At 62.7% G+C, this 21,149-nt stretch carries 17 protein-coding genes; 7 read left to right on the forward strand and 10 right to left on the reverse strand.

The features are described 5' to 3' along the window. The first annotated feature begins 99 nt into the window (after window positions 1-99). Complete coding sequence (locus ABD847_RS11545; RefSeq protein WP_345013126.1) at window positions 100-1,623, forward strand: methyl-accepting chemotaxis protein; 1,524 nt, start codon at window positions 100-102, stop codon at window positions 1,621-1,623. A gap of 7 nt (window positions 1,624-1,630) precedes the next feature. Here the strand turns inward: ABD847_RS11545 and ABD847_RS11550 are convergent, their stop codons facing one another. Continuing rightward, complete coding sequence (locus tag ABD847_RS11550; RefSeq protein WP_345013128.1) at window positions 1,631-3,700, reverse strand: glycogen debranching protein; 2,070 nt, start codon at window positions 3,698-3,700, stop codon at window positions 1,631-1,633. Between the two features lie 230 nt (window positions 3,701-3,930). On the opposite strand from ABD847_RS11550, the gene cysG reads away from it, so the two are divergent. Then, a complete protein-coding gene (cysG, locus tag ABD847_RS11555; protein WP_345013130.1) occupies window positions 3,931-5,289 on the forward strand; it encodes a siroheme synthase CysG in 1,359 nt (452 codons plus the stop codon). Window positions 5,290-5,307: 18 nt separating this feature from the next. Here cysG and ABD847_RS11560 read toward each other — a convergent pair whose 3' ends face one another. Beyond that, window positions 5,308-5,775, reverse strand: coding sequence for a hypothetical protein (locus ABD847_RS11560; protein ID WP_345013132.1), 468 nt, complete (start codon window positions 5,773-5,775; stop codon window positions 5,308-5,310). A gap of 170 nt (window positions 5,776-5,945) precedes the next feature. Here ABD847_RS11560 and paeA point away from each other — a divergent pair, with 170 nt between their 5' ends. Beyond that, the gene (gene paeA / locus ABD847_RS11565; RefSeq protein WP_345013134.1) at window positions 5,946-7,256 is read left to right on the forward strand and encodes a polyamine export protein PaeA; all 1,311 of its coding nucleotides are present in this window, start codon (window positions 5,946-5,948) and stop codon (window positions 7,254-7,256) included. On the opposite strand, the gene ABD847_RS11570 is transcribed toward paeA, so the two are convergent. Continuing rightward, window positions 7,243-8,478, reverse strand: coding sequence for an HD domain-containing phosphohydrolase (locus ABD847_RS11570; RefSeq protein ID WP_345013136.1), 1,236 nt, complete (start codon window positions 8,476-8,478; stop codon window positions 7,243-7,245). The two genes, paeA and ABD847_RS11570, sit on opposite strands and share 14 nt — an antisense overlap. Window positions 8,479-8,713: 235 nt before the next feature. Here ABD847_RS11570 and ABD847_RS11575 point away from each other — a divergent pair, with 235 nt between their 5' ends. After that, a complete protein-coding gene (locus tag ABD847_RS11575; protein ID WP_345013138.1) occupies window positions 8,714-9,118 on the forward strand; it encodes a hypothetical protein in 405 nt (134 codons plus the stop codon). A gap of 3 nt (window positions 9,119-9,121) precedes the next feature. Then, window positions 9,122-9,964, forward strand: a complete 843-nt coding sequence (locus ABD847_RS11580; protein WP_345013140.1) for a DUF2145 domain-containing protein — start codon at window positions 9,122-9,124, stop codon at window positions 9,962-9,964. 54 nt (window positions 9,965-10,018) lie between these two features. On the opposite strand, the gene ABD847_RS11585 is transcribed toward ABD847_RS11580, so the two are convergent. Both ABD847_RS11585 and ABD847_RS11590 read right to left on the reverse strand, forming a co-directional pair. Then, window positions 10,019-10,504, reverse strand: a complete 486-nt coding sequence (locus ABD847_RS11585; protein ID WP_345013141.1) for a GNAT family N-acetyltransferase — start codon at window positions 10,502-10,504, stop codon at window positions 10,019-10,021. A 60-nt stretch (window positions 10,505-10,564) separates the two neighbouring features. Next, window positions 10,565-11,416, reverse strand: coding sequence for a YiiX/YebB-like N1pC/P60 family cysteine hydrolase (locus ABD847_RS11590; protein WP_345013142.1), 852 nt, complete (start codon window positions 11,414-11,416; stop codon window positions 10,565-10,567). 175 nt (window positions 11,417-11,591) lie between these two features. Here ABD847_RS11590 and ABD847_RS11595 point away from each other — a divergent pair, with 175 nt between their 5' ends. Then, window positions 11,592-13,316: an ABC transporter ATP-binding protein/permease gene (locus ABD847_RS11595; RefSeq protein WP_345013144.1), complete on the forward strand. Its 1,725-nt coding sequence runs from the start codon at window positions 11,592-11,594 to the stop codon at window positions 13,314-13,316. A 232-nt stretch (window positions 13,317-13,548) separates the two neighbouring features. Further along, window positions 13,549-16,740, forward strand: coding sequence for an alpha-amylase family glycosyl hydrolase (locus ABD847_RS11600; RefSeq protein WP_345013146.1), 3,192 nt, complete (start codon window positions 13,549-13,551; stop codon window positions 16,738-16,740). Window positions 16,741-16,796: 56 nt separating this feature from the next. Here ABD847_RS11600 and ABD847_RS11605 read toward each other — a convergent pair whose 3' ends face one another. The 5 genes from ABD847_RS11605 to crl form a co-directional block, all read right to left on the reverse strand. Continuing rightward, on the reverse strand, window positions 16,797-17,684 hold the full coding sequence (locus tag ABD847_RS11605; protein WP_345013148.1) for a type 2 periplasmic-binding domain-containing protein: 888 nt from the start codon (window positions 17,682-17,684) through the stop codon (window positions 16,797-16,799). A gap of 71 nt (window positions 17,685-17,755) precedes the next feature. Then, complete coding sequence (locus ABD847_RS11610) at window positions 17,756-18,184, reverse strand: hypothetical protein (RefSeq protein WP_345013150.1); 429 nt, start codon at window positions 18,182-18,184, stop codon at window positions 17,756-17,758. Between the two features lie 50 nt (window positions 18,185-18,234). Further along, entirely contained in the window at window positions 18,235-19,494 is a 1,260-nt protein-coding gene (locus ABD847_RS11615; RefSeq protein WP_345013152.1) for a glutamate-5-semialdehyde dehydrogenase, read from the reverse strand. Window positions 19,495-19,504: 10 nt separating this feature from the next. Next, the gene (gene proB / locus ABD847_RS11620) at window positions 19,505-20,608 is read right to left on the reverse strand and encodes a glutamate 5-kinase (RefSeq protein WP_345013154.1); all 1,104 of its coding nucleotides are present in this window, start codon (window positions 20,606-20,608) and stop codon (window positions 19,505-19,507) included. A gap of 105 nt (window positions 20,609-20,713) precedes the next feature. Continuing rightward, window positions 20,714-21,124 (reverse strand): sigma factor-binding protein Crl, encoded by a 411-nt coding sequence (gene crl, locus ABD847_RS11625; RefSeq protein ID WP_345013156.1) that lies wholly within the window; start codon window positions 21,122-21,124, stop codon window positions 20,714-20,716. Window positions 21,125-21,149: the final 25 nt, after the last annotated feature.

Genomic DNA, 21,149 nt, shown 5'->3' on the forward strand with positions numbered 1-21,149 from the left:
CTCAACGCAAGCAACCAGAGGTCCAACCGGCGCATCAGTCTGAGTGGTGTTAACATTACTTTCACATGCCACATTCCGCCCATGACCAGGAGACACGCCATGCGCCTGACTCAAGCTGTCCAGGCCCTTAACCTGCAACGCCAGCGCCGCACCCATGCGCTGATGCAAGGGGTGATACTGCTATGCGCCCTCTACTCCTTGCTGCTAGCCAGCCTGTATGGCCATTGGGCCAGTGCGCTGCTGGTGGGCGGCGGCCTGCTGGCCGCCACCGGCCTGCTACGCCAGCTGCAACCCAGTGGCACCTGGGGGCCCGTCTGTTACAGCGTCATCGGTATGCTGTTTGTCGCCCTGCAGATCCACCTGTCCGAAGGCATGCTCGAGATGCATTTCGGGGTCTTTGTGATGTTGGCTTTTGTAGCCAGTTATCAGGCCTGGCAGCCCCTGGTGGCAGCAGCCGGGTTGATCGCCGTGCACCATCTGCTGTTTTGTTACCTGCAGCATCTGGGGGTGGGTGTCTGGTTGTTCCAGGATATGAGCAACCACTGGCTGCGGGTCTTCATCCACGCCGGTTATGTGGTGGCAGAGACGGCCTTTTTGCTCTATCTGGTACAGGGAGCTCGCCAGGCTAGTCAGGATGGGGATGAGCTGACCGCCCTGACAGAGCTGATGACGGAACAGGAGGGGCAGATCGATCTGAGCCAGGCTCCCCGTCACGCCTCGCCGGTGCTGCGCCGCTTCGGTCAATTGGTGGCAGCCTTGCGCCACATGCTGGGTCAGATGCAGGCCATGTCGCAGGATCTGAGCCGCACGGCCGGCGAGCTGGAGCAGGGCGGTGCCCGCCTGACCCTGGAGAGTCAGCAGACCCTGGCCCAGTTGCGCACCCTGGCTCAGGCGGTACAGACCCTGTCCGATGCCACCGCCCAGATCGCCGCCGATGCCGGCATGGCGGATGACGCCGTGGCTCAGGCGTTAGATGAAGAGCAACAAGCCCGCCAGGCGGTACAACGCAACAGCGAGGCCAACGGTGAGCTGGCCAGTCGGCTCAGTGAGGCAGGCCAAACCCTGGATACCTTGAATCAGGCCTGTAACGACATCGATCGGGTGGTGAACGTCATCACAGAGGTGGCGGAGCAGACCAACCTGCTGGCCTTGAACGCCGCCATTGAGGCCGCCCGGGCCGGTGAACAGGGTCGAGGATTTGCGGTGGTGGCGGACGAGGTGCGCGCCCTGGCGGCCCGCACCCGCAGTTCTACCGGCGAGATCACCGGTCTGATCAGGACTCTTCAGCAGGATGCGCTCAGTACCGTGGGGATGATGCGAGCCTGTGAGACGAGCAGCCAGCAGAGCCTAGCGGCCGGCCAGGAGGTGGCCCATTCCCTGGGAGCCCTGCAACACGCCTTGCAACAGCTGGCCCGCCTCAACCGCTCCATCGCCCAAGCCACCGGGGAGCAGGAGCGGTTAGCCGAGGAGATGAACCAGGATGCAGGCCAGATACTGCACACCAACCAGTCCATGGCCGACTTCTTCACCAGCCTGAATCGGCTGGCGGCAGAGTTGAACCGGGATCAGCAGGGGTTAAGCCAGCAGCTGGCCAGCTTCCGTCTCGAAGACCGGCGCCCCTAGGGCGCCACTACTCGGTGGGGCTCACCAGTACCAGTACCGAACGAGCCTTCACCGGATAACGGCGCCCCACCGGCACCAAGGGACGGCCATGAGAGTTGATATCATCGGGGGCCGGCAAGCCGGTATCCAGCATGCGATACCACTGGCCTTCCGGGTTGTGAGGCGGATCCGGCAGCTCTATCTCCAGATCCTCCCAATAGGCGTTGAAGAAGGCGTAGTAATCCACCTGATGGCCGCTGCCGTAGGCGGTGAGCCCCAGGCTGCGGGAGTCCTTACCCCAGTCCGGCGCATAGGGCTGAATGCCGTGCCAGCGGATCCGTACCTGCTCCAGGGCCAGAGAGAGGCTGATGAGCTCGGGCATGGAGTCGGCCCGCAGGGCCCGGTAGCTCAGCAGCTCACGGGTGAAGCGCAGCATCTCCTGGCCTTCGGCGTTGGGCTGCCAGTTCATCCAGCTTAAGGGGTTGTCCTGGCAGTAGGCGTTATTGTTGCCCTGCTGGGTGCGCAGCACCTCGTCCCCCATCAACAGCATGGGAGTGCCCACTGCCAGCAGGTTGATGGTCATCAGGTTCTTGGCCTGACGCAGGCGCAGGGCGCGGATGGCGGGATCGTCCGTCTCCCCCTCTACCCCATGATTCCAGCTGAGGTTATCGTTCACCCCGTCGCGGTTTTCTTCACCGTTGTCCAGATTGTGTTTGTGGTTGTAGCTCACCAGATCCCACAGGGTGAAACCGTCGTGGCAGGTGATGAAATTCAGGCTCTTGTGGGGGTCGGCATAGGGCGCATGGTAGATGTCCGGGCTGCCGCACAGCCGGGTCGCCAGACGGGAGACCATGTTCTCGTCCCCCTTGACGAAGGCCCGAACGTCATCCCGGAAGTGGCCGTTCCACTCCCGCCAACGGGCACCGGCCATGCGGCCCACCTGGTTGAGGCCGCTGGCATCCCAGGCCTCGGCAAAGATCTTGGTATCCGCCAGGTTGTAGTCGCTGTCGATGGCCAGCAGAGTGGGCGGATCGTTGAGGGGGTGACCATTCTTGTCCCGAGAGAGAATGGCGGCCAGGTCGAAGCGGAAACCGTCCACGTGCATCTCCTCCTTCCAGAAGCGCAGGCTGTCGGTGATCATCCGCTTGGTCATGGGGTGGGAGGCATTCAAGGTATTGCCACAGCCGGAGTAATTGGTGTTGTGCTCCCGGCTCTCGTCCAGGATATAAAAGGCGGAGTTGTCCAATCCTCGATAGCAGAGGGTGGGGCCCTGATCATCCCCTTCGGCGGTATGGTTGTAGACCACGTCGAGTATCACCTCAATGCCGGCCTTATGCAGGGCCTTCACCATGTCGCGAAACTCATCCAACACACCGGTGACCCGCTTGTCACAGGCAAATTCACCGTGAGGGGCGAAGAAGCCGATGGGACTGTAGCCCCAGTAGTTGCTCTTACCGGGGCGGGCATCTTGCGGGTCAAACTGGAAGATCGGCATCAACTCCACCGCCGTCACCCCCAGCGACACCAGATGCGGGATCTTGTCGATCACCCCGGCATAGGTGCCACGCTTGGGTGCCGGCAGACCAGAACTGGGATCCTTGGTGAAGCCACCGATATGCATCTCGTACACCACGGAGGCAGAGAGGGAATGGCGGGGTCGCTCAACCCCCTCCCAGTCATAATCGGCCATGTCGATCACGGCGCTCTTGGGGCAACCCTGTAGGTTAGAACCCGGTACGGCCGCGCGCCGTCTATCGTAGTTGGACGGCAGCAGGATGCGCTTGGCGTAGGGATCCAGCAGCACCTTATCGGCCTCCCAGCGGTTACCGGGCATGGCCAGCAGCAGGCTGGGGATCCGCCAACCGTACAATTGGCCAGCCTTGAGCCCGGCCACATGCACATGCCAGTAGTAGCCGGAGCGATGTAAGGGTGCGGTCAGCCGAATGACCTCGGGCTGCTCATCCTGTTCGTGGGCGAACAGCAACAGCTCCATCTCCTTGGCATAACGCCCCCAGATGGCAAAATTGACGCCGCCCAGTTCTACCTGGGCCCCCAACTGCTGGCAGTGCCCCGCCGAAATCCGTTTGCTGACACTCATCCTGATCCCCTTCGTCTGATCCTGGCGTTCTTATCCGTTATGCTGGGTCCGACTCAATACCTGACGGACTGTTGCACAGCATACCCTGTGCAAGGCCCGAGTCAAAAACACCAGGGCACAGTGGCGCCAGGAAAGGCTTTTCAGATGTGTTGATGGCACTGAGACTTGCATCCCACTCGCCCCGATTGCAAGCTAGCGAACCTTGAGCAGGCAGCAGTCAGGAACGCAACATGGACTATTTCCCCCTTTTTTGTCAGATGAAAGGCCGCCGTGTGCTGGTGGTAGGCGGCGGCGAGGTGGCCGAGCGCAAGCTGAGACTGCTGCTGCAGGCCGGCGCCCAGATCCAGCTGGTGGGGCGGGAACTGGCTCCCGAGGTGGCAGACTGGGTGAACGCCGGTCGACTGACCTGGCAAGCCAAGGAGTTTGACGAGCGCCAACTGGCCGATTGCTGGCTGGCCATTGCCGCCACCGATGACCAGCTGCTCAACGAACGCATCCTGGCCGCCTGTAACGCCCGGCAGATCTGGTGCAATGCGGTGGATGATCCCGACAACGCCAGCGCCATACTGCCGGCCATCATAGACAGATCCCCCCTGCTGGTGGCGGTCTCCTCCGCCGGACAGGCCCCGGTGCTGGCCCGCCTGCTGCGGGAGCAGCTCGAAGCCAACCTGCCGCAAAAACTCGGCGATCTGGCCCGCCTGGCCGGTCGCCTGCGCTCCCGGGTCAAGCTGCGCTTTGCCACCCTCAAGGCCCGGCGCCGCTTCTGGGAGCGATTCATGGTGCATCCACCACTGCTGGCCGCCTTCGAGCAAGGCGGTGATGTGGAGGCCATCGCCGATGCCCTGCTGGTCGAGGATGATAGCCCGGCGATGGCTGGCAGCGTCACCCTGGTGGGAGCCGGCCCCGGGGATCCGGGCCTGCTGACCCTGAAGGCTCTGCAGGTGATCCAGTCCGCCGAGGCGGTGGTGTACGACAAGCTGGTGTCCGACGAGGTGATGAACCTGGTGCGGCGGGATGCCGATCGCCACTTCGTCGGCAAGCAGCGCGGCTTTCACAGCCTGCCCCAGGAGGAGATCAACGCCCTGCTGATCCGTCTGGCCCGTCAGGGCCTGCGGGTGGTGCGCCTCAAGGGCGGCGACCCCTTCATCTTCGGTCGCGGCGGCGAAGAGGTGGAGGCCCTGCAACAGGCGGGGATTCCGGTCAGCGTGGTGCCAGGCGTCACCGCCGCCATCGGCTGCGCGGCTGCGACCCGATTGCCGCTGACCCACAGAGGCGTGGCCCAGAGCGTGCGCTTCATCACCGCCACCCATAAGCCCGGGGATCCCGAGCCAGACTGGTCACACTTTCGCCCCGGTCCCGAGACATTGGTGTTCTACATGGGCCTGAGCCTGCGGGAGCGCATCAGCCGCCTGCTGTTGGCCCAGGGCTTTGCCCCCGAGCTGCCGGTGGCCCTCATCAGCTGTGGCACCACGCCGCAGCAGCAGGTGCGCCACACCACATTGGCCCAGCTACCCCGGGTGGGGGACGACCTGCCCTCGCCCACCCTGGTGATCGTCGGCGAGTCCAGCGGCCTGCCCATGGTGGACTGATAGCTAAGGCCGGCCAGGCTACACCTGGCTGGCTACCCCCAGGGTGGCATCGCCGCCCTGCGTCAGCCCGCTGGCCAGGGCACTGACCAGACGCCCCAGATTCAACGGGGGCATACCCGCTTCGCCCTGAGCCTCACGCAACTGCTGCACCTGCGCCCGCAGCCCCTGCAGGCCAGGAGACTGTTCATCGTGGGCCAGACGATTGGCCAGTCGGTTCAGCCTGGCCTGTAGCGGCAAGCCAGCGCCCTCCTCTCCCGCCGCCTGCAATAGACTGCCCAGCAGGCCATCCAATTGGCCTGAGGTGGCGGCACCTTGAGGCACCCCGGCCTCCTTGAGGCGCCAGGCCAGTTGTTGCCGTAAGGGCACAGTCACGGGTGCCGGGTTGGCCGCCTCGGCGGTCGCCTTGTCACTACTGCCCAGCATCTCGTTTGCGCTGCGGATGGCCCCTATCACGCTGAACGCGGTACTAATCAGGTTCCAGATCATGGTGTTACTCCTCGTTTGCCGAACCATGACACCAAGTGCATCACACCAAATGGCGCAGCACACTTGACCAGCGAACAAAAAACACGCAATCTCCGTGCCCGCCTCGACGGCGACAAGTGACGCCGCATTCGCTAAGCTAGCGTCAGAATCTTGTCGTATCCGAGACCACCATGACTGACACCCATTTTTATCTGTTGCTGCTCATCGTCCTGAGCGCCTTCTTCTCCGTGTCGGAAATTGCCCTGGCCGCCGCGCGCCGCCTGCGGCTGCAGCAATGGGCGGACGAAGGCAATCTGGCCGCCAGCCAGGTGCTGGCCCTGCAGGCACAGCCGGGCCACTTCTTCACCGTGGTGCAGATTGGGCTCAACGGCGTGGCCATACTGGCGGGGATCTTGGGGGAGCCGGCCTTCACTGCCACCTTCTCCAAGCTGTTGGCGCCTTGGGTGCCGGCGGCTAACCTGCCCCAGGTGAGCTTCGTGCTCTCCTTCCTGACGGTCACCTCCCTCTTCATCCTGTTGGCGGATCTCATCCCCAAGCGGCTGGCCATGATGCTGCCGGAGGAGATCGCCATCCGGGTGGTGCGCCCCATGCGGCTGTGTCTGCTGTTGTTCAAACCCCTGGTCTGGTTGTTTGACGGTCTGGCCAACAGCCTGCTGCGTCTGCTGCGCCTGCCCACCGAGCGCCAGGATCAGATCACCCCGGATGACGTCTTTGCCATGGTCAGCGCCGGCGCCCAGGCGGGGGTGGTGCGCCAGCAGGAGCACCACCTGATCGAGAACGTGTTCGAGCTCGACACCCGCACCGTGCCATCGGCCATGACGGCCCGGGACAGCATCGTCTACTTCGAACGCCAGGATGACGAGCAGACCATACAGCAGAAGATCGCCTCCCATCCCCATGCCAAGTTCCTAGTGTGCGATGGCAGTATCGATGCCCTGATGGGCTATGTGGACACCAAGGACATATTGCTGCGGATGATCAACCGCCAACCCCTGGTGCTGGAGGCGGAGATCGTCAAGAACCCGCTGATCATTCCGGATACCCTGACCCTCTCCGAGGCGCTGGAGAGCTTCCGCGGCTCCCGTCAGGACTTCGCAGTGGTGCTGAATGAATATGCGCTGGTGGTGGGAATCATCACCCTCAATGATGTGATGAGCACCCTGATGGGGGATCTGGTGCATCAGTTCATGGAAGATCAGATAGTGCAGCGGGACGAGCAGAGCTGGCTCGTCGAAGGCGGCACCCCCATCGAGGATGTGATGCGCGCCCTGGATATCGAGAGTTTCCCGGAGTGGGAAAACTACGAGACCATTGCCGGCTTCATGATGTACATGCTGCGCAAGATCCCCAAGCGCACCGATGCGGTCAGCTTTGCCGGCTACAAGTTTGAGGTGGTGGACATAGACAACTACAAGATCGACCAGCTGCTGGTGACCCGCCTGGTGGCCAGCCGCCCCGACGACACCACTACAGCACCCTAGCCGTCCCGTTGGCCGGCTGCTGACGGGCAATCTTCACCGCCAGCGGCAAATCCTGAGCCAGACAGGCGACCACCCGACGATCCAGCTTGCCCTGTTTGACCCTTTGCTGCAGTTGATCCAATGCGTCGCCTGCGGCCATGGCGGCCCGATAGGGCCTGTCCTGTACCAGTGCCTGAAAGATGTCCGCCACGGCGATGATGCGTGCCGCCAGGGGAATGGCGGCCCCCTTGAGCCGATAGGGGTAGCCCATGCCATCCAGCGTTTCGTGGTGCATGGCGGCCAGCGTGGCAATCTCGGCAAAGCCCCCAACGCGTTTGAGTACCTGGGCCGAATCGAAGCTGTGCTGGCGCATATAGCGCCACTCGAGCTCACTCAAGGGGCCTGGCTTGGCCAGTATGTCATCCTCCACCCGCAGCTTGCCCAGGTCGTGCAGCAGACCCGCCAGCTCCAGTATCTCCAGCTCCCGCCCCGACAGTGCCAGCCGTTCCCCCAGCCAGAGACTCAAGGCCGCCACGCCGCGGGAATGACTGGCCGTGTAGGGGCTCTTGGCATCCACCACGTCGGCAAACATCAGGCCCAGACTCTTCAAGCTGTCGAAGCTGACCAACTGATGCCGCCCCTCCTGCAGCCAGGGTTGGAATCTGTCCTCCAGCACCCAGGGTTCAAGCTGGAACCAGAAGGCATCCGAGGTCGCCACCTGCTCAAACAGCTCCAGCAGATCAGGACAGAACAGGCTGCCGCTATGCTGGGTCAGCCGGCGCAAGATCCCCTCCTGCCCCTCCTGATAAAAATGTTTGGCCCGCAGCACATCGGCACGATCCACGAGATAAATCAGATTCGCCGCCAACGCCTGCTCCTGAGGGAGCCCCGCCTGCAACAGCTGGGGCCAATGGGTGTGGTGCCAGCGCACCAAGGGTTCCAGATGGGCAAACAGGGGAACCCGGCTCAGCAGTTCGGCACCCCGGTCGGCATGTTCCTGAGAGCCCTCCCAATCCAGCTCCGCCACCAGACGGTAGTGCTGCTGGGTGGAGGAGACACCACAATCGTGCAGCAAGCCGCCAAGCATCAACGCCTGGCAACGGGACTCGGACCAGCCCCCATGCCGGGCGCAGGCCGAGGCCATCAGGGCCACGCGCTGGCCATGCTGCACATCGTCAATGCCCACCAAATCCAGCGCCGAGGCCAAGGCATAGGCCACTTCTTCCAGAACAATCTCGTGCATGACCCACCTCCCGCCCCTGCCTTCTTCAAGTGTAGGTAGCCGGCCATCAAGCCCCTTGCCATCTCCCCTGATAGATATGACAGAAAGCGTTATCCCCGGCGGGCAGATGGAGCCTGGCTGTGATACACGCCGCACTCCTGTCATCTGGCACTGGTGTTTACAGTCCAGCTTGCTAGTTTGACCTGAGCCCCGTTGAGGCAGACTAATATTTATCCTTTTTCATCAAGGAATTGCTATGAGTTCTACCCTGCATTACCTGCTGCTCGGCCTGACCCTGGCTGGCGTGCCCCTGCTGGCGGAAGCCGATTCCGCCTCTCAAGGGTCAGCCCTGTCCGTGGAAGGCAGTACCATCATGGTGGAAGGATCCGCCACCGTGTTCGAAGGCGCCAAGGAGCTGGTGGTGGAAGGCGTGGAAGCCAGTGCCGAAGGCACTGTCATCCTGGTTAAGAACAGCGTCACCGGGGCCAAGGCCTCCGTGCTGGCCGTGGGCGAGGTGGCCGGCGCCAGCGCCCTGGTGGCGGGGTCCACCGTTGAGGTGGCGACCGAGGGCAGCGGCTGGGCTCTGACCCAGGCGGGCAAGCTTATCGCCTTCGTCCCCAACAAGGTCGGCGAAGCCCTACTGCATCACGACAAGCACTGACCCATGTGCAAACAGGCCATCCTGGCCCTGCTGCTGAGCCTCTGGCTGGGAACCGGCTGGGCCGGGCAGGGCTGTAATCAAACCCCCACTCAGGCAATTGACCTGGCTCAGGCCAGCCGGAGTGCCCTGCGGCTGTATGAACGGCTACAGGCCAGCCCCTGGCAGGTGGTGTTACTGGCACGGGTGGGCTCGGATCTCTCCAAGTACGGTCTGCACTACAGTCATGTGGGGATCGCCCTGCGGGACAGCCCCAAGGGCCCCTGGAGCGTGTTTCACCTGCTCAACGAGTGCGGTACCGACCACTCCAGCCTGTATGACGAAGGGCTGACCAACTTCTATCTGGATGATCTGCGCAGCAACGACACCCTGATCCTGATCCCGGACAGCAACCTGCAACAGGCCATCATAGCGCAGGCCGCCACCCCCCAGCCGGCCAAGTTGCACGAGCCCCACTACAACATGATCGCCCGTCCCGGTTCGCTGCAGTTCCAGAACAGCAACCAATGGGTGCTGGAGTGGCTGGCCAGCCTGGATGGTGACGCACCGGCCATGAGCCGGGAAGCCGCCCGCGCACGCCCTCTCTACCAGGCCTTCACCCCCGATGTGATCGAAATAGACCGACTGACCCGCATGGGTGCCGGCCTGTTCAAGGCCAATGTGGACTTCCACGACCACCCCTTCGGCGATCGGGTCGCCGGGCGCTATCAGGTGGTGTCGGTGCGCAGCGTAGCCCGCACCCTGCTAAGTAGTGGGCATCTGACCGGACTGCTGGAGTACCGCAACGGCCGTTGGCAACCGCTAAAACAGCAGGCCAGCGAGCAGCAAGCGGCCATCGCCGGCTTGTAACCGCATAAAAAAACGCGCCAGTTGGCGCGTTTTTTTATGGCTGACACTGGTCACTCAAGCCAGCTTCTTCTGCCAGAACAAGGCCTGGCCCATGGCCGGATCCAGTTCATAACCCGCATAACCCGCCCGCCGATAGGCCCCCTGGGCACGCGCATTACCGGAGAGCACCTCCAGGGTCAACTTGCAGCAGCCGAGCCGCTGGGCCTGAGCCTCCACCTCTGCCAGCATGGTCTGGATCAGACCCTGACCACGAAATGCCGGCAACACCACCACATCGTGCAGGTTAAGCAGCGGCCGCGCCTGGAAGCTGGAGAAGCCCTCCATGCAGTTAATGAGTCCAGCCGGCACCCCGTCCACATAGGCCAACAGGCTGTGGGCGTAAGACAGTTTGGCCAGACGGGACGGCAGGTGGGTCTTCACCTCCTCGCTCAGGGGCTCGCCGCCGCCGGCTTCCTCCCGGGCATAGGCGTCCAGCAAGGCTACCAACTGGGCGGCCTGCTCCGGCTGGTTGAAATCGACCCAGACAAGCTCGATTGACATAGCATCTCCTTAAGGCAATGAACCTAGACCCTACCCCAAGGTCAGGGCACAGGACAAGCCTCAGGTGGATCGACGAACAAACCAGCGGCGCAGCCAATGCCGTCGGCGAGCGGTGGGCTGGCTGGGCTGGGGAGCCGGTGGCGGCAACAGGGCCACCGGCTCTTCATGCCATTGAATGAGGTGAGGATCAAAGCCCCGCTCCAGCACGGGTTTGACCACCTGGAAGTAGGGCGAGAGATCGAAGTCCCGCGGCGCATACAGGCTGTGATGGCGGATGCGGAAATACTGCCGATAACAGCGAGGACAATCGGGCTCTTCCGAGCGGGTCAGCAACCGCTCCGGCAGTATGGGGTAGTGGATATGGGCAAACGCTTGGGCAATCAGGGAGGAGCAGATGGCGCGGGTGGGGTCGCCGCTACCGATAAAGAGCAGCTGACGGCGCCAGCGGCTGGGCACCGGCGGCGTAGGCACCAGGTAACGCAGCAGGTCGATGATGTTTTTCAGATCGTATTTGCCGCCCAGCTGGGAGATGGCGTAGCCGATAAGTCGGTTGATCTCCGCCTCCGAGATACCCACCGGCCGGCAGATACGGGTATGGTCGTCGGCATACAGGCTCAAGGGGACGGCCCGCACCCCCTCCAGCACATCCGCCTCAATTAACACCAGGGGTTCATCGCCGAAATTGGGCGCCCCCAGCGAGTCGCCGATGTAGAGGGCGGCGTGGGACCAGGTGGACTGGGTCAGGTACTTGATGGCAGTACCAAACCGGCTGGTGCCCTCCACCAGCAATATGTCACCCTTGCGCAGGGTGGCCGCCAGCACCTCGGGGGGCAGGGTCGCCATGGAACCTTCCCCCGGATTGGGTTTGGCCAGATATCGGGCTAACCGTTCACCGATCCACTCAAGCAACATGCTGTCCTCCCGGTGCGCTTGGGAGTGCGGTCACAGACGCCGGGGCATCCTTCTCCTAGTGTAGCCAGCCAAGACGAGGCCGGCAGGTATCACAGCTAAAGGATTGATCTGTCGAGCGGCTCTGCCACAATGAGCCGGAGCCATGGCATCCGAATTCCCATCTGTTGGAGGTGAAATGATCGAGTCTCCGCCCGTGCGTCATCTGGGGCATAACTTCTGGCGGCTGCTCAAGCCATTCTGGTGCTCAGCCGAGGCCTGGAAAGGTTGGGGCCTACTGGCGCTGGTGCTGGTATTGACGGGCACCCTCATCTATATCCAAAAACTGCTCAACACCTGGAACAACGCCTTCTATAACGCCTTGCAGGATCTGGACTTTGCCGCCTTTAAGCACCAGCTGCTGATCTTCTGCGGTCTGGCGGCGGCCTACATTCTAGTGGCGGTGTACAACTTCTACTTCCGCCAGATGCTGGAGATTGTCTGGCGCCGTTGGATGACCAAGGCGTTGATGCAGGAGTGGCTCGCCAAGGGCAACTTCTACCGGTTGCAGCTCACCGACCGGCGCACCGATAACCCGGATCAGCGGATCGCCGAGGACGTGTCGGAGTTTGTTTCCTCCACCCTCAAGCTGTTCCTGGATACCCTGGCGGATATTGCCCGCACCATCACCTTCCTCGGCATCCTCTGGGCCCTCTCGACGCCGCTGCGCATGGAGCTGGCCGGCGTGGATCTCAATCTGCCGCAGGGTTACATGGTGTGGTTCGCCCTGGTGTATGCCGTGCTGGGCACGGCGCTGACCTTCCTGATCGGTCGCCCCCTGGTGCGACTCAACTTCAACCAGCAGCGCTTCGAGGCGGATTTTCGTTTCTCCCTGGTGCGGCTGCGGGAGAACGCCGAGTCGGTGGCCCTGTATCGCGGCCACGACGAGGAAGGCAAGCTGCTGACCGGCCGCTTCGGCGCCGTGGTGGACAACTTCTTCCGCCTGATGAAGCGCCAGAAGCTACTGGGCTTCTTCACCAGTGGCTACGGCCAGATCGCCATCATCTTCCCCTTCGTGGTCTCGGCCCCCAGCTACTTTGCCAAGCAGATCCAGCTGGGCGGCATGATGCAGATCGCCTCCGCCTTCGGGACAGTGCAGGGCTCACTCTCCACCCTGATCGATAACTTCACCGTGCTGGCCCGCTGGAAATCGGTGGTGGATCGTCTGGCCACCTTCCAGATGGGGCTGGATCATGTGGACACCCTGCCCCGGGTGCAGGCCACCGAGGAAGGGGATAGCCTGAGCCTGCACGATGTCGCCGTGCACCATCCGGCCGGAGGCATCCTCTACCCCCCCAGCAGCTGGCAGCTGGCTCCCGGCCAGGCACTGCTGATCCAGGGCCCCTCCGGCTGCGGCAAGTCCACCCTGTTGCGGGCCATCGCCGGGATCTGGCCCTATGCCAAGGGGCAGGTGAGCTTCCCTGCCGAGGGCGGCACCCTGTTCCTGGCTCAGCGTCCCTATCTACCGCTGGGCACCCTGCGCCAGGCCATCTGCTATCCGGCCGCCCCCCTGGACAATGACGTCATACTGCCGGTGCTGGAGGAGGTGGGGCTGTCCCACCTGATCCCTCGGCTGGACGAAGAGGAACGCAACTGGGGACAGATCCTGAGCGTGGGCGAACAGCAGCGGGTCGCCTTTGCCCGAGTCTTGCTGCTCAAGCCCGCCCTGCTGTTCATGGATGAAGCCAGCTCAGCCCTCGACGAAGCCTGTGAGGCCAGACTGTATGGCCTGCTGCGCAGCCGTCTGCCTCACATGGTGCTGGTGAGTGTCGGGCACCGCAGCACCCTCACCCCCTTCCACAGTCACCGGCTGGCCTGGCAGTCGGAAGGTGACTGGCAGTTGGCGCCCCTGCCGCCCCACTGACGATAAGGCCAGGGCTTCCCTGGCCTTTCTTCATTGCCGGGCTGAAAGCGCTGCCAATCACGCTTGGCTCCCCCTCCTTGTGAAAGGATCACATTTCCTGGCTTACCTTTACTTTTTGCGCATTTTTTCGCCTAAAGTGGGCTCGCCTGTCAGCCATGACAGGCACAGATAACAAGCGTCGGCGGCCGAGGGCCGACCGCCGTGATACCGAAACAACATATAGGAACCAACAATGAAAAAATGGATACTGACCGCGAGTCTGGTGGGCTTAGCCTTACCCGTCTCGGCCGACTGGTATTTCCGTGGCACCCCCAATAGCTGGGCTGCCACGGCACTCACTCTGCAGTCCGGCACCACCTACACCAGTTGCCAAAGCTTCACCAGTGGTGACAGCACTGGCGGCCCTCGCTTCAAGATTGACCGCACTGGCAACTGGAGCGAGAGCTACCCCACCGCCGACTACACCGTCAGCGCCAACACCAGCTACCTCATCAGCTTCGACAGCAGCACTAAGGCCATCAGTGCCAGTGCCGTCAGCAGCTGTGACGAAGAGGCAGGTTATCTGCATAACCTGAGTCAGCTGTACATCCGCGGCACCTTCAACAGCTGGGCCACCACCGCCATGACGCTGGTGGAAGACCATGTCTGGCAAGCCGACATCTACCTGGATGGTCAGGCCAGCCAACGTCTCAAGTTTGACGTAAACGGCGACTGGGCCACCAACTATGGGGATACCGGCGCCGATGGCGTGCTGGACAAGAGCGGCTCCGATATTTACGTGACCGGTACCGGCAACTACCGGGTCACGGTCAACGATACCAGCTTCAGCTACAGCATCACCGCGCTGGGCGGTAGTAATCAGGCCCCCCAGGCGGTGATCAGCCCCAGTGGCACCGTCAAGCTGACCACAGGCGATAGTGTCACCTTGAGCGCGAGCGGCTCTACCGATGCCGACGGTTACATCGCCAGCTACAGCTGGAGCACGGGTGCCACCGGTGAAAGCCTCACCCTGCAACCCGCCGCCGGCACCCAGACCATCACCCTGACGGTGACGGACGATCAGGGCGCCACCAGCACCAGTGCCGTCACCCTGGTGGTGAGCGATGCCACCACCGACATCTGGTACTTCCGCGGCACCCCCAATAACTGGGCCAGTACCGCCATGAGCAGTGATGATGGCGTGGTATTCTGTACCCGTCAGACCTTCGGCAGCAGCAACCCTCGCTTCAAGATCGACCACTATGGTGACTGGACCCAGAGCTATCCCAGCACCGATTACCTTGTCAGCGCCGACACCACCTATGACATCTGCTTCGACGCCTCCGACAAGAGCCTGGATGTGACCGAAGTGGCCGGTGTTGACAGCAAAGCCCCCACTGTCACCGCCAGCCCGGCAGCGGGCAGCTACGAAAGCAGCCAGACCATCACCTTGTCCGTCTCCGACAATCAGGACACCAACCCCACAGTGTACGTCACCACGGACGGCTCCACCCCCACCACCGCCTCCACCCTGTACAGTGGCCAGAGCTTCACCGCCACCGATGTGGGTTCAGGGACGGATCTGGTGATCAAGACCCTGGCCGTAGACGCCACCGGCAACAGCCAGGTACAGACCTTCAGCTATCAGATCGGCGAGCTGCCTGTCAGCGGTGACTTCCGCTCAGAAAGCATCTACTTCCTGATGACCACCCGCTTCTATGACGGCGACACCAGCAACAACTACTACAACCGGGATCGCGTCAAGGCAGGCGATCCGCACTGGCGGGGCGACTTCAAGGGCCTGATCGAGCAGCTGGATTACATCAAGGATCTGGGCTTCACCGCCATCTGGGTGACCCCGCCGGTGGAGAACCGTTCCGGACTCGACTACCACGGTTACCATGCCTATGACTTCTACAAGGTGGATCCCCGCCTGGAATCTGAAGGTGGTACCTACCAGGACTTCATCAACGCCGCTCATGCCAAGGGGCTCAAGGTCATTCAGGACGTGGTGGTCAACCACTCCAGTCAATATGGCCTGCGGGGCAAGGTGTGGATCAACCACCTGCCCATCAAGTACTACGTCCCGACCGGCTCCAGCCAGGGTCTTGTCGACAACGGTCCCTACCAGGGCAACCTGGGCGACTACGTCAGCCAATACCGCTGTGACGATGACAACCCGGTGGCACCGGACTGGTATCGCGCCAAGTGCGACTCTGATCCCGAGGGCCTAGTCTCCTTCACCGATCCCAAGAGTGGCGCCACAGTGCCCGCAGCAGGCTACGATGCCAACCGCTTCTTTGGCATTGACGCCACGGCGCTGGACAGCCAGTGGTACCACTTGGATGGCTTCATGTCCGGCGGTGACTGGGAAAGCCCCACCTCACTGCAGAACAAGCACATGGCCGGCGACTGTATCGACCTGGCCACCGGCAACCAGAACGTGAAGGACTACATCAACGGCGCCATTCACATGTATCTGGACATGGGTGTCGACGCCATCCGTCTGGATACCATCAAGCATGTGGAGCGGGATGAGCTGTTGACCTATGTTCACGATTGGCAGAGCTACAAGCCGGGCCTGTTCGTGTTCGGTGAGAACCTGGTCAAAGGCACTGGCTGGGGCTCCGAGCTGGCCAACGACAACGCCTCGGCGGTGATCCGTCCCTGGTGGTATACCCGTACCACCGCCAATCCGGCTGACCCCACCGCCGGTGGTGATTCAGGCCTGTCGGTGCTGGACTTCTCCTTGTTCTCCACCTTCCGCGACAACATCCGCAACGGCAACTTCGGCGGTATCGGCGGCATCTTCAGCATGGACTGGGTCTATGGTGATGCCACCAAGCTGGTGACCTTCTTCCAGAACCACGATGTGGGCCCGGATAACGACTTCAAATACCGTTACGGCGGTGCAGAAGCCAATGCGGCCATGGTCTACAACCTGTTGTGGACCGCCCGGGGCATACCGACCCTCTACTACGGTGAGGAAGTGATGTTCCAGGCCGGCCTGCCGCAAGATGTCACCGGCAGCACGGATACCCTGGATCAGACCGGTCGGGCCTACTATGGGGATGTCTTGGATAATACCAGCACGCCCAGCAAGCCCCTCTACCAGCACATCAAGCGTCTGAACCAGATCCGCAAGGCCATCCCGGCCCTGCAGAAGGCAGCCATGAGTCAAGTGAACGAATGGGGCGCCGGCATCAGCTATGTGCGGGATCTCTCCAGCGAAGGGAGCTATGCGGTGGTGGGCCTGGCGGCCAGCAGCCAGCAGAGCGTCACCGTCTCCGGCGTACAAAACGGCACCTACCTGGATGCCGTCACCGGCAGCAGCCTGACGGTCACAGGTGGCAGCATGACCTTCAGCGTACCGGCCTATTCCGCCCGTATCTGGGTACTGAACGGCCCGGGCAAGATCGGCAGCGACGGCACCTACCTCAAGTAAGCTTACCGCTGCTCGCTAAACCAAACGCCGCATGGTTATGCGGCGTTTTTTTATGCTCAAGGGGCGGCCCGCGCGGCCCCCCCATCATGCCAGAGAGTCGGATCCGACAAGGGCGTCAAGGGTGGCAACAGCGGGTTTTGCAGCACTACCTTGACCCGCTGCTCCAGCTTGGCCCGCGCCAGCGCCTCCTGGTGAGCCGGGTAGCCATACAACAGACGGTCGAAAGAGCCATCGGTCAGCGCGGCCCGTAAGCCACGCTCCAGGCGCTCCGCCAGGGCGTGATTCTCTTGATTGACGAAGAAATAGATGGCCGTGGGATAGATGAGCACAAAGCGGCTGTCCACCACGCTGTTCTGCAGATGCTGACTGTCAATCTCCCCCCACGCTTCGAGGATACCCCGGGGAAAACAGTCAATCATGCCGCGATCCAGCATGGTGAAGATGCGCAGGTAGTTAGCTACCCCCCGCACTTGGAAGCCGTTAAACGCCAAGATGTCCAGATCCGGCCAGTCGTGCCCCTGATAGCAGGTGACCTCCTTGAGGTTCTCCTCATCCATGCCCTCAAAGATGGCACTGTCCTCCCGGTTGATGAGGATCACCCGATAACCCAGCAAGCCTTTCATCAGGGGGATACGGACGGGTAAATAGGCATGCTCGCGCTCCCTTGACGTCATGGACCACATGACATCCAGCTGCTTATTGCCCAACAGGCGAAACGCCCGACTCTGCTGGGCCACGTTGGCCAGGGGCTGCAAGCGGTAGGGCCCCTCTTCGGCCACCGTATGATCCAGGGCCAGCTGCAGCAGGGCGAGAAAATAGGGATGCCGGGCATCGCTCTTGAATTCCGGTGGCGGATAGGTGAGTACCAGCTCGCCGGCTTGCAGGGGCGTCATCCATAGCGATGTCAGACCAAGGAGCCACAACATCAGAATTCGTCGTCCCATGCGCCACCTCCTGACCATCCGCCTGCTCTTGAGTCTAGTCAGCAATGGTCAAAGCGACAGCGGGATCTGACTTACAGCAGTAGGCGACGCCCTTCGATGCAACGGCGACAGGTGGCCTGTCCGCTGACGCTGCCCATCATCTCCGGCGGCATCCGCCGGCCGCAGCAGCTACATTCGCGAAAGCTTTGCACCCGGCGATGTATGGTCTGTTCGATGAGTGCCAGCAAGGCGTCAAAGGAACCATCAGCCAAGGCAATGCAGCCCTGCAGTTGGGGTTTTTGTCGCGGCACATTGGGCAGAGGCCACTCCACCTGAGGCAAGAAGACTTCCACCCTGTCGTCCTCAAAGGTGATGATGACCTTCAAGGGATCCCCCACAAACAGGGTGCGCACGCCATGCAGGGGACCGGGCAGCTGTCGTAACAGCCGCTGCCGCCACTGCTCCAGTTGTTCAGGCAGGGGCCCCACCGGCCCCAGCGCCCCCTTGAGACGGGATGGCATGCAAGCTCCTTGTTTCAATAACCCTCAGCAGCGTGAGGGTCTAGCCTTCCCTAGGGTCGGCACAGATAATCGGCCTGCCCCACCCACTTGTAGCTGGTCAGCTCGGTCAGCCCCATGGGGCCCCGGGCATGCAGCTTCTGGGTGGAGACGGCCACTTCGGCTCCCAGGCCAAACTGAGCGCCATCGGTAAACCGGGTGGAGGCGTTGACATACACGGCCGCCGAACCAGCCCCGTTGATGAAGCGCTCGGCATTTACCAGGCTGTTGGTCAGGATGGCATCGGAGTGACAGGCATTGTGCGCCCGCAGGTGCGCCAGGGCCGCCTCCACATCCGCCACCAGCCGCACCCCCAGAGTCAGGCTCAGCCACTCGGTATCGAAATCCTCCGGCCCCGCCTCCCGCAGACCATCCGCACCGGCGGCCGCCAGCGGGCCATAGGCCTTGGCGGCGGCCACCAGACTGACGCCCCGGGCATTCATCCGGGCTGCCAGCGCCGGCAGGAACCGCTCGGCCACCGCCTCGTGGACCAGCAGGGTATCCAGAGCGTTACAGGCGGAGGGGCGCTGCACCTTGGCATTGTCGATGACATCCAGGGCCCGCACCAGATCGGCACTCTCATCCACAAACAGGTGGCTGACCCCAAAACCGCCGATGATGACAGGAATGGTACTCTGCTCCTTGCACAGCTTGTGCAGGTTGGCGCCACCGCGAGGGATGATCATGTCCACATACTGATCCAGAGTCAGCAGCTGGCCCACCAGGGCCCGATCCGGGCTTTCGATATACTGCACCGCGGCCGCCGGCAGGCCAACCTTGGCCAGGGCCGCCTGGATCACCGCCACCAGTGCCATGTTGGAGTGGAAGGTCTCGCGGCCGCCACGCAAAATGCTGGCGTTGCCGGTCTTCAAACACAGGGCCGCGATGTCGATGGTGACGTTGGGCCGTGCCTCGTAGATGACGCCGATGACGCCGATGGGCACCCGGCGGCGGGACAGGCGCATGCCGTTGTCCAGCACCCGGCTCTCCAGCTCGCTGCCCACGGGATCGTCCAGGCTGATGACCTTACGCACGTCCGCCACAATACCGGCCAGCCTGGCCGGGTTAAGCAGCAGGCGATCCTGCAAGGCCTCGTTCATGCCTGTGTCCCGGGCCGCCTTGATGTCCAAGGCATTGGCCGCCAGCACCCGCTCTGCCTGGGCTTCCAGCTCGTCGGCCATGGCCGCCAGGGCCTGATTCTTCAGGGCGGTGGGGGCAACCGCCAGGGTGAAGGCCGCGTCCCGGGCCGCCTGGCCCATCGATACAAGTTCCATCATCAACTCCTTACAGCAACACCATGTCATCACGGTGGATGGCCACCGGGCCGTATCCATAGCCCAGACAAGCCTCGATTTCATCAGAGTGGCGACCGGTGATCCGTTGCAGATCCTCGGACGCATAGCGACAGATGCCGCGGGCCAGCTCACGGCCATCCCGGTTGACGATGCGTACCGCCTCGCCCCGTTCAAACTGGCCCTTGAGCGCCACTATGCCCTTGGGCAGCAGGCTGGAGCCCTTGGTGCGCACCGCCCGCTCGGCGCCTTCGTCGATGACGATCTCGCCATGGGGCGGGGGGCCGGCCAGGATCCAGCTCTTGCGACTCTCCAACGGGGTGGCAATGGCGGGGAAGCGGGTGCCGACCCGCTCGCCCTTGGCCAACCGGCCGATGACTTCCGGCAGCTGGCCGGTGGCGATCACCACCTCGATACCGGCACGGCGGGCCACGTCGGCTGCCTGCAGCTTGGTGGCCATGCCGCCGGTGCCCAGGCCGCTGACGCTATCCCCCGCCAGCTTGCGCAGGGTGTCGTCTATGGTCTGCACCTCTTCGATCAGTTGGGCATCCGGGTTGGATCTGGGATCGGCGGTAAACAGCCCCCGCTGATCGGTCAGCAGGATCAGCAGATCCGCATCCGCCAGGATGGCGGCGCGGGCCGAGAGGTTGTCGTTATCCCCCACCTTGATCTCGGCGGTGGCCACGGCGTCGTTTTCGTTGATCACCGGAATGATGCGGTGATGCAGCAGGGTATGCATGGTATCCCGGGCATTGAGGAAGCGCTCTCTGTCCTCCAGATCCGCCCGCGTCAGCAGCATCTGACCCACATGCAGGTTGTAGATGCCAAACAGACTCTGCCAGATCTGCAGCAGGTGGCTCTGCCCCACGGCGGCCAGCATCTGCTTGTGGGGCATGGTGGCGGGCAGCTTGGGATGCCCCAGTGCCTCGCGACCGGCGGCCACGGCACCCGAAGTCACCACGACGATATGGTGGCCTTGGCGATGCAGGGCGGCACACTGGCGAACCAGCTCCACCATGTGGGCGCGATCAATGCGATTGGTGCCGCCGGTGAGGATGCTGGTCCCCAACTTGACGACAATGGTCTTCTTGTCCATCGAAAATACCACGGAATACGGAGTGCCTCTTTATACCGAGGCAACTGGCAGGCTGCAATGGGATTTTGGCCGGCCGCCCCTGGGGACGACCGGGTCATGGCGGGCTCAGGCTGGTTCGGCGCTGGGTTGCTCATCCGGCTGACTGGCCGGCGCGGGGCGGCTCTCCACCAGTGCCATCTGCCACTTGGTCAGCAGCGCCTCCAGGCGACCGAGAAACTGCTGGCGACTGGCGCCCAGGGCCGCTTTATGCTTGGCCGGCGGGGTACAGGCCTCCCAGATCCCTTCCTTACTGAACAGGCCAAACTCACTCTTCATGGCAAAACCGCTGTCGCATGGGGTGAGCTCCAGCCACCAGCCCCAGAACTCCCGCAACTCGGGCTCATGCTTGAGGTTGAGGCACACTTCCAGACAATCAAAGAAATAACGCTGGCTGTCACTCTGTTCGGGACGCAGGTAAGGACCCAGTTGCATGAAGGCATCCTGGGTGTGTCTTCCATTGGGGTGCATTGCTGACATGTCTCCTCCACGGGCCACAGATGGT

The sequence above is a fragment of the Pseudaeromonas paramecii genome (assembly GCF_039540575.1).
Lineage (GTDB): Bacteria > Pseudomonadota > Gammaproteobacteria > Enterobacterales > Aeromonadaceae > Pseudaeromonas > Pseudaeromonas paramecii.

Coding starts and splice junctions, on each gene's coding strand:
- ABD847_RS11605 (WP_345013148.1), bottom strand. CDS start 17,684: ATGGGACGACGAATTCTGATGTTGTGGCTCCTTGGTCTGACATCGCTA.
- ABD847_RS11570 (WP_345013136.1), bottom strand. CDS start 8,478: ATGCACGAGATTGTTCTGGAAGAAGTGGCCTATGCCTTGGCCTCGGCG.
- ABD847_RS11585 (WP_345013141.1), bottom strand. CDS start 10,504: ATGTCAATCGAGCTTGTCTGGGTCGATTTCAACCAGCCGGAGCAGGCC.
- proB (WP_345013154.1), bottom strand. CDS start 20,608: ATGGACAAGAAGACCATTGTCGTCAAGTTGGGGACCAGCATCCTCACC.
- ABD847_RS11600 (WP_345013146.1), top strand. CDS start 13,549: ATGAAAAAATGGATACTGACCGCGAGTCTGGTGGGCTTAGCCTTACCC.
- ABD847_RS11615 (WP_345013152.1), bottom strand. CDS start 19,494: ATGGAACTTGTATCGATGGGCCAGGCGGCCCGGGACGCGGCCTTCACC.
- crl (WP_345013156.1), bottom strand. CDS start 21,124: ATGTCAGCAATGCACCCCAATGGAAGACACACCCAGGATGCCTTCATG.
- ABD847_RS11575 (WP_345013138.1), top strand. CDS start 8,714: ATGAGTTCTACCCTGCATTACCTGCTGCTCGGCCTGACCCTGGCTGGC.
- ABD847_RS11580 (WP_345013140.1), top strand. CDS start 9,122: ATGTGCAAACAGGCCATCCTGGCCCTGCTGCTGAGCCTCTGGCTGGGA.
- paeA (WP_345013134.1), top strand. CDS start 5,946: ATGACTGACACCCATTTTTATCTGTTGCTGCTCATCGTCCTGAGCGCC.
- ABD847_RS11595 (WP_345013144.1), top strand. CDS start 11,592: ATGATCGAGTCTCCGCCCGTGCGTCATCTGGGGCATAACTTCTGGCGG.
- cysG (WP_345013130.1), top strand. CDS start 3,931: ATGGACTATTTCCCCCTTTTTTGTCAGATGAAAGGCCGCCGTGTGCTG.
- ABD847_RS11545 (WP_345013126.1), top strand. CDS start 100: ATGCGCCTGACTCAAGCTGTCCAGGCCCTTAACCTGCAACGCCAGCGC.
- ABD847_RS11590 (WP_345013142.1), bottom strand. CDS start 11,416: ATGTTGCTTGAGTGGATCGGTGAACGGTTAGCCCGATATCTGGCCAAA.
- ABD847_RS11560 (WP_345013132.1), bottom strand. CDS start 5,775: ATGATCTGGAACCTGATTAGTACCGCGTTCAGCGTGATAGGGGCCATC.
- ABD847_RS11610 (WP_345013150.1), bottom strand. CDS start 18,184: ATGCCATCCCGTCTCAAGGGGGCGCTGGGGCCGGTGGGGCCCCTGCCT.
- ABD847_RS11550 (WP_345013128.1), bottom strand. CDS start 3,700: ATGAGTGTCAGCAAACGGATTTCGGCGGGGCACTGCCAGCAGTTGGGG.